Here is a 6,857-nt window from a genome sequence, read left to right as displayed (position 1 = left end):
GATCGCTCTCGATGCCGTGTTCGGAGTCGAGATACGCGGCCGTTTCGGGGACGGTCGCCCCCTCAAGGCCGGGGACGGGCTCGAACTTGACGCCCTCGTCAGTCAGATGAACGATCGTGAGTTCGTCGGCCGCCCCGACGAACTCGATCGCGCTATTGCCCGTATCGGCGAAGTTTCGCGAGAGGAACCCGCCGGCGTTCGAGGAGCACAGGCCGTCCGTCAGCGGCGAAACGGCCGTGCAGTTCATCCGGCCGGTGAAGCTCATCGTCGAGGCCTGCATCGGCCCCGTCGTGAACACGAGGCGGTTTTCCGGGCCGAGCGGATCGGCGTCGAACGGGATTCGGTCGTGGGCGAGTTTCGTCCCGAGGCCGCGGCCGCCGACGTACCGACGCGCGGCGTCCTCGATGTCCGTTTCAGCGGTCGTCAAGCCGTCCAGATCGACGGTCAAAAGCGGTCCAGTAGCGTGGATCATACCGATAGGTCGTCGCCCAGCGAGTTAAGCGTGGTCGGCGAGCGGTCGTGCGGCGGTCAGAACACACGGGACCGCCGAGCGTGCACTACCGGAGCCCCCGACCGGTCTCCCAGGCGCGGAGGAGCCGGGCGAGCGTCCGGTTGACCGGCGCATCGACACCGAGTTCGTCGGCCCGATCGACCACGTACCCGTTTATTCCGTCGACCTCCGTCCGCCGGTCGGCGGCCATGTCCTGGTGCATCGAGGAGATGTTCGCGGCCGTGTCTGCGGCGACCGATTCAAGCGCCCGCTCGGCCGCCTGATCCGATAGTTCGATGCCCTCGCTCCGGGCGACCGCGGCCGTCTCCCGCGTTGCGGCCGCCGCGAGCGCCCCGGCGTCGCCGTCGAGGACGGCCCCGTTCTCGAGGCGGGCGAGGGCGGTCGTCGCGTTGATACCGGCGTTGACGGCCAGTTTCTCGAAGAGCCGCGCCGACATATCGTCGACGACCGAGGTGGCGACCGACGCCGACTCGAAAGCCCGCCCGACGCGCTCGGCGAGCGCGGTGGAGCCGCCCTCCGGCGGGCCGAGTGTGAGGTCGCCGACACCGGTACACCGGACCGTCCCGGGGTTGGGGCGGACAGCGCCGTACGTGCAGGTGCCGGCGAGGACAGGGCAGTCGAGTCGGTCGACGAGAACCGCCTCGTTGCCCATCCCGTTCTGGACGGACAGACAGGCGTCGATCGCACACCCGGCGAGCGCGTCGGCGGCCGCTTCGGTGTCAAAGGACTTGACGCAGACGACAGCCAGATCAGCCGAGTCGGGAGGGTCGAGGCGGGTCGTCGGGTGAACGGTCGTCTCGACGTGGCCCGTGATCCGAAGGCCGCTCTCGTCTGTCGCCCGCATGTGTGGGTCTCGGCCGACGAGCGTCACGTCGTGTTCGGCGGCGAGAAGGCCACCGAGGAGACTCCCGAGGCTGCCGGCGCCAAAGACGAGGATGTCCATGCGGTCAGTTCAATATAAAAGTGATTCGCTACTCGGTTTGTGTCTTCTCGATGTCGATCTCTTCGCCCTTGTGGAGCGCGATGCCGTCCTGAGCCACCTTTTCGGCGAGGACAGCGCATTTGATCCGCATCGGGCTGAGTTCGACGCCGAGCATGTCGACGATGTCGTCTCTGTCCATGTCTTCGACGGTCTCAAGTGACTTTCCCTGCAATTCCCCCGAGAGCATGCTGGCCGAGGCCTGGCTGATTGCACAGCCGTCGCCGACGAAGCGCACGTGCTCGATCGTGTCATCGTCATCCGCAAGCTGTACAAACATCTTGATCGTGTCCCCACACATCGGGTTCTCGCCGACGTGTTCGATGTCGGGATCCTCGATTTCTCCGTAGTTACGGGGGTTCTTGTAGTGATCGAGGATCTGCTGCCGGTACATATCAGATCCGAGTCCCATTGTTATTGATAAAAGGGGTCTGAAACGCAAAAGCCCACCGGTCACGGGGGTATTTATATATCTGAACTGTCTCGGGGAAGGAGGGTACGGGAGCAAACCGACCGGCGCTGTACAGACTACACAAACGGTCGCTTACCGGTCAGGCGAACAGCTGTCGGGCGTCGTCGACCGCCTCGACGAGTCTGTCGATTTCCGCCTTCGTGTTGTACACGTAGAACGACGCTCTCGCCGAAGCGGTGGCACCGAGCACGTCGTGGAGCGGCTGAGTGCAGTGATCGCCGGCCCTGATTGCCACCGCGCTGTCGTTGAGGATGCTCGAGAGGTCGTGAGCGTGGACGCCGTCGAGGTTGAACGCGACCAAGCCGCCGCGGTCGTCACCGGGCGGGCCGTAGACCTCGACATCCTCGTGCTCGCGTAGTCGGTCATAGGCGTAGGCGGCGAGGTCGGCCTCGTGGCGCTCGATCCGTTCCATGCCGATATCGTCGAGGTAGTTGCAGGCCTCCGCAAGGGCGATCCCCTGACAGATGACGGGCGTGCCGGCCTCGTACTTCCAGGGCAACTCGTTCCACGTCGAGTCCTCGAAGTCGACTTTCAGGATCATCTCCCCGCCGTAGAGGTACGGCTCCATCTCCTCGAGGATGCGTTTCTTGCCGTAGAGAACGCCGATCCCGGTCGGGCCGGCCATCTTGTGTCCCGAGAACGCGAGAAAGTCCGCATCGATCGCCTCAACGTCGACGGGGCGGTTCGGCACCGACTGTGCGCCGTCGACGAACATGTACGCGCTGTGGTCGTGGGCGATGTCGGCGAGTTCGGAGACGGGATTGATCGTCCCCAGCGTGTTCGAGACGTGGACGGCCGACACCATTTCGGTGTCGTCGGTGATCATCTCGCGGGCCGCGTCCATGTCGAGACGGCCCTCGTCGGTGATGGGGATGTACTTGCACTCGGCACCAGTTCGCTTTGCGATCTGTTGCCAAGTGACGAGCGACGCGTGGTGTTCCATCTCTGTCAACACGACCTCGTCGCCGGGGCCGAGCTCGTTGAGCCCCCACGCGTAGGCGACGAGATTCATCGATTCGGTGGTGTTCTTTGTGAAGATGATCTCCTCGCGGCCACCCGAAGCGCCGATAAACTCGGCGACGCGGTCGTGGGCCTCCTCGTATGCGACCGAGGCCTCTTGGCTCAACTGGTGAATGCCACGGTGGACGTTGGCGTTATAGGTTCGGTAGTAGTCGGTAATCGTCTCGACAACCGGCTCCGGGGTGTGGGACGTGGCCGCGTTGTCGAGATACACGAGTTGCGTACCGCTGAACTCCCGTTCGAGGATCGGGAAGTCCTCTCGAATCCGCTCGACATCGAGCGTTTCGGCCTGTTTGCTCATTACCAGTTGTTTGGGACGGAGACTGGTTACTCCTTCGGTCAGGGCGAGACTCGGCTGCCGACCCGAGACACCGATATCTCTCAACCATTTATATAGCTTGTGGCCAAAGTCGGGGTAATGAACGTCACGGACGGACGGGTCTCAGTCCCGCGGCCGATCGGGTCGGCCGCAATGGGGGCGTTGGGGATCGCGTTCGTAGCGGTTCACGTCTATCACATTGCCACCAGCGATCTTTCGCTCTTGGGGATGTTCTTCGGCGGCGTGTTCCCACTATTTCTCGCGCTGCTGCTCGCGGCTGGTGGGCCGATCCTCTATCGAAGCCGGCTGGACGCGGCCGCGATCACCACGACGGTCGCGTGGGGCTACATCGGCGGGTTGGTGCTGGCCTGCGTGTCGCTGCTTATAATGGCCCACCAGGTCATCAAGGGCGATCCCCTCCATGGACCGGGGTACGTCGTCGCCGTCACTGCCACCGGCGGCGCGCTCGTCGGGGCCGTCACCGGCCGCTACGACGCGTTGAACCGACAGAAGGCCGACTACATCGGCTCGCTTCAGAAGGCGACGACGGCGCTTTCGGGAGCGACGACCGTCGATGATGTCTGTGCACGCGCGGTTGAGATCGCTAACGACGTGTTGGAGATTCCGCTGACTGGCGTCTGGCTTTACGACGAGGAAGCGGAGGAACTCCAGCCGGCCACCGTCGCCGAGCCCGCAACCGAGACGTTCGAGACACCGCCGACGTACCGCCCCGGCGACAGCCTCTCGTGGGCGGCCTTCGAGTCAGGCGAGATCAAACGCTACGACCACCTCTCGGAAGTCGAGGCCCGTCACAACCCGGAGACGATCGTCCGCTCGGAGATCATCGTTCCGCTCGGCGATGTCGGGGTGATGAACTTCGGATCGACCGAGCCAAACCGCTTCGGCGAGCTCGAGGAAACGGTTTCCGGGCTGCTCGGGGCGGCCACCGAGGCCGCGCTGGTCCGGGCCGATCGCGAGGAGGCGCTACGAACACAACAGCGGTTGCTCCGGCAGCAGAACGAACGCTTAGAGGAGTTCACCTCCGTCGTCAGCCACGACCTCCGGAACCCGCTGGCGGTCGCAAAGGGGCGGATCGAACTCGCCCACGAGAGCGATGACGAGACGCACCTCCGGAGAGCCACGGATGCACTCGACGACATGGAGTCGCTCATCGACGACCTTCTTGACCTCGCGAAGCAGGGTCGGGATGTCGGCGAGACCCGACGGGTCTCGCTCGCCGCGGTCGCCGAGGACGCGTGGGGGAACCTCGAAGCTGAGGGGGCGGCGCTCTCGATCGATGATCTCACGCTCGACGCAGACCCCGATCGGCTGCGACAGCTCTTAGAGAACCTGCTCCGGAACGCCGCGGTACACGCCGCGCCCGATCCGGCGATCCGGGTCGGCCCGCTCCCCGATGCAGAGGGGTTCTTTATCGAGGACGACGGCCCCGGCATCCCCGAGGCCGATCGCGAGCAGGTCTTCGAGGCCGGCTACACTGACCGCGACGAGGGGACCGGGTTCGGCCTCCCGATCGTCAGGCGCATCGCCAACGCACACGGCTGGTCAGTCCGGCTGGCCGAAGGCTCTGCGGGCGGCGCTCGCTTCGAGTTCCGATTCGACGGGGAGTAAAAAAGCGGGGACCGACCCGCCGACTGACGGCGGGGTGTGTCGCAGGGACTCGATGCGGCGTCAGGTCGCCGTCTCGGCGCCGTCTGCCGGCGTCGCCTCGGGCGACTCGCCGGCGACGGGAGCCTCGGTCGGCGGTTCGCCCGTTGAGGGACCGCCGGTTGGCGGTGCCGCGGGTGAGCGGGGCGCGGCGGCGCCGGATGACACCAGTTTGTCGGCGAGGTTGCCGATCAACACGTCGTTGTCGGCTCGTTGGGCGTTTTCCGGCGAGAGGAAGTCGGCGTCGCCGATCTTGATGACGCCGCCGTTTTGCACCACGATCGGTGCGTCTGTCGACGCGCGCGTCGTCGAGAGCTGGCTGCCCTCGATTGGGCGGAGCGCCGCGTTACCGCTGTTGGTTCCGACCGGCGTCGCCGTCGGGAAGACCGCTCGGTCGACCCCGTCGGTGAGGTCCGTCCCGTCCGCCGGTTCGGCGTACACTCGCTGGTAGTTCAGGTCGTTTTCGGCCAAGTTGTAGACGTACCCCGGCTCGGTCGTGACGCCGAGCGTCGAGTCAAGCGCGGCGGCACCCGGCTGGTTGAACGCCTCGTCGGGGTCCGTCATCGAGACGACCGTTCCGCCACCGTCGACGAACGACTCGAGGTCCTCGCGCTCCGCCGCGGAGTACTCCGAATCGAACGTGACGAAGGCATCGGCTTCCTCGAGTTCGGTGCCGAGTTGTGTGGTCACCTCGCCGCCCTGTCCGGGGGCCGGGCCGGGGCGAGCGCTACCGGCCGAGGGTGTGTACACGCGGACCTCGTGGCCGTTTTCGATCAGAACGTTCGCGAGCGGCCGGATATCGCGGTCGGCGACATCGGGGCCGCCGAGGCCGAGGAGCGCGAGCGGGCTGGCCGGCGCGGCGCCGGTGGGCTCAACGCCGGGATCGACGAGGATCGTCCGCGAGGGCTGATTGCTCGACATCGTCACGTCGGCCTCGCCGGGCGTGCGGTCGCTGATTAGCTCCTCGTCGGTGAAGTGTTCGTTCTCGATTTCGGGAGCCGGTGCGGCGCCGTCGGCGGTAATGAAGCCGACGAGCGTCGCTCCGACGATCACCACCGCTATCGTTGCAACGAAGGCGACCGCGAGCCGTTCAGCGTGGTTCACGAGCTGTCACCTCCTTTTGCGGCGGCGGTGTCACCCGTCGCGTTCGTGGCGTCGGTCCGGGCGCTCCCGGCCTCCTCTACGGGGAGGGAATCGCCGGAGAAGCGCTCGATAGTGTCGATGTGTGGGATCGACTCCCAGTGAACGTAGGCGAGTCCCATCGGCTTGACATCGCCGTAGCCGGGGTCGTTCGAGTGGATCGCAACGACCTGCCTGTCAGTTCGGACGAGGAACGGGAGTCCGCCCTCGGGGCCAGTCTCGCGGGTGTCGATGTTGTAATCACTCATTCCAGCTCGTGTGGCGGCTTCGTGGATCGCTTCGTTGATCGAGCCTATCTCGTCGGCGTAGCCGTTCTGCACCGCTTCGGTGCCGAGATAGACGTCGGCGTGGGCGACCTCCTCGCGGGAGAGCTCAAACCGGTCGCCGCGCTCGGCCATCATCGCGTTGATGAACGTGTTTGCGAGCGTCTGCTGTCGGGCCCATCCTTCGATCGTGTTACCGCCAGCCTTGTCGGGCCCGCTCGGTCCGTAGACCGGTGCTCTCGGCTGCGGGGCCGGGGCGTTCAGCCCGATTGACCCCACGATCGAGGTCGGCAACACGTAGATGTCGTCAGCGGGAGCCATCGCGTAGTAGCCGCCGGAGGCGCTGATCTCCTGGACGGCCGCGATGACCGGCATCTGTTGGCTCGTTCGCTGGACGGCCTTGTACATCCGTTCGGAGGCGACCGGCGCGCCGCCGCCGGTATCCATCTTGAGTACGACGGCTTCGACGGAGCCATTGTTGCGCACTT

Annotated in this window: 7 protein-coding genes; 1 reads left to right on the top strand and 6 read right to left on the bottom strand. The window is 65.6% G+C overall.

From position 1 onward, the window contains the following. From ACI944_RS09880 to ACI944_RS09865, 4 genes are all read right to left on the bottom strand, one after another. The coding region (locus ACI944_RS09880; protein ID WP_411718874.1) for an aldehyde ferredoxin oxidoreductase N-terminal domain-containing protein at window positions 1-472 on the bottom strand (472 nt) is incomplete at its 3' end. Between the two features lie 85 nt (window positions 473-557). Continuing rightward, window positions 558-1,454, bottom strand: a complete 897-nt coding sequence (locus ACI944_RS09875; RefSeq protein ID WP_411718873.1) for a ketopantoate reductase family protein — start codon at window positions 1,452-1,454, stop codon at window positions 558-560. A gap of 28 nt (window positions 1,455-1,482) precedes the next feature. After that, on the bottom strand, window positions 1,483-1,902 hold the full coding sequence (locus tag ACI944_RS09870) for an iron-sulfur cluster assembly scaffold protein (protein ID WP_411718872.1): 420 nt from the start codon (window positions 1,900-1,902) through the stop codon (window positions 1,483-1,485). Between the two features lie 139 nt (window positions 1,903-2,041). After that, entirely contained in the window at window positions 2,042-3,283 is a 1,242-nt protein-coding gene (locus ACI944_RS09865; protein ID WP_411718871.1) for an aminotransferase class V-fold PLP-dependent enzyme, read from the bottom strand. 117 nt (window positions 3,284-3,400) lie between these two features. Between ACI944_RS09865 and ACI944_RS09860 the strand changes: the two genes are divergently transcribed. Next, the gene (locus ACI944_RS09860; protein ID WP_411718870.1) at window positions 3,401-4,930 is read left to right on the top strand and encodes a sensor histidine kinase; all 1,530 of its coding nucleotides are present in this window, start codon (window positions 3,401-3,403) and stop codon (window positions 4,928-4,930) included. Between the two features lie 60 nt (window positions 4,931-4,990). On the opposite strand, the gene ACI944_RS09855 is transcribed toward ACI944_RS09860, so the two are convergent. Both ACI944_RS09855 and ACI944_RS09850 read right to left on the bottom strand, forming a co-directional pair. Continuing rightward, the gene (locus ACI944_RS09855; RefSeq protein WP_411718869.1) at window positions 4,991-6,070 is read right to left on the bottom strand and encodes a hypothetical protein; all 1,080 of its coding nucleotides are present in this window, start codon (window positions 6,068-6,070) and stop codon (window positions 4,991-4,993) included. Next, the coding region (locus ACI944_RS09850; protein WP_411718868.1) for a S49 family peptidase at window positions 6,067-6,857 on the bottom strand (791 nt) is incomplete at its 5' end. The genes ACI944_RS09855 and ACI944_RS09850, both read right to left, overlap by 4 nt.

This window comes from Natronomonas sp., from assembly GCF_046710025.1.
Lineage (GTDB): Archaea > Halobacteriota > Halobacteria > Halobacteriales > Haloarculaceae > Natronomonas.
This window is presented reverse-complemented; position numbering and strand designations above follow the sequence as displayed.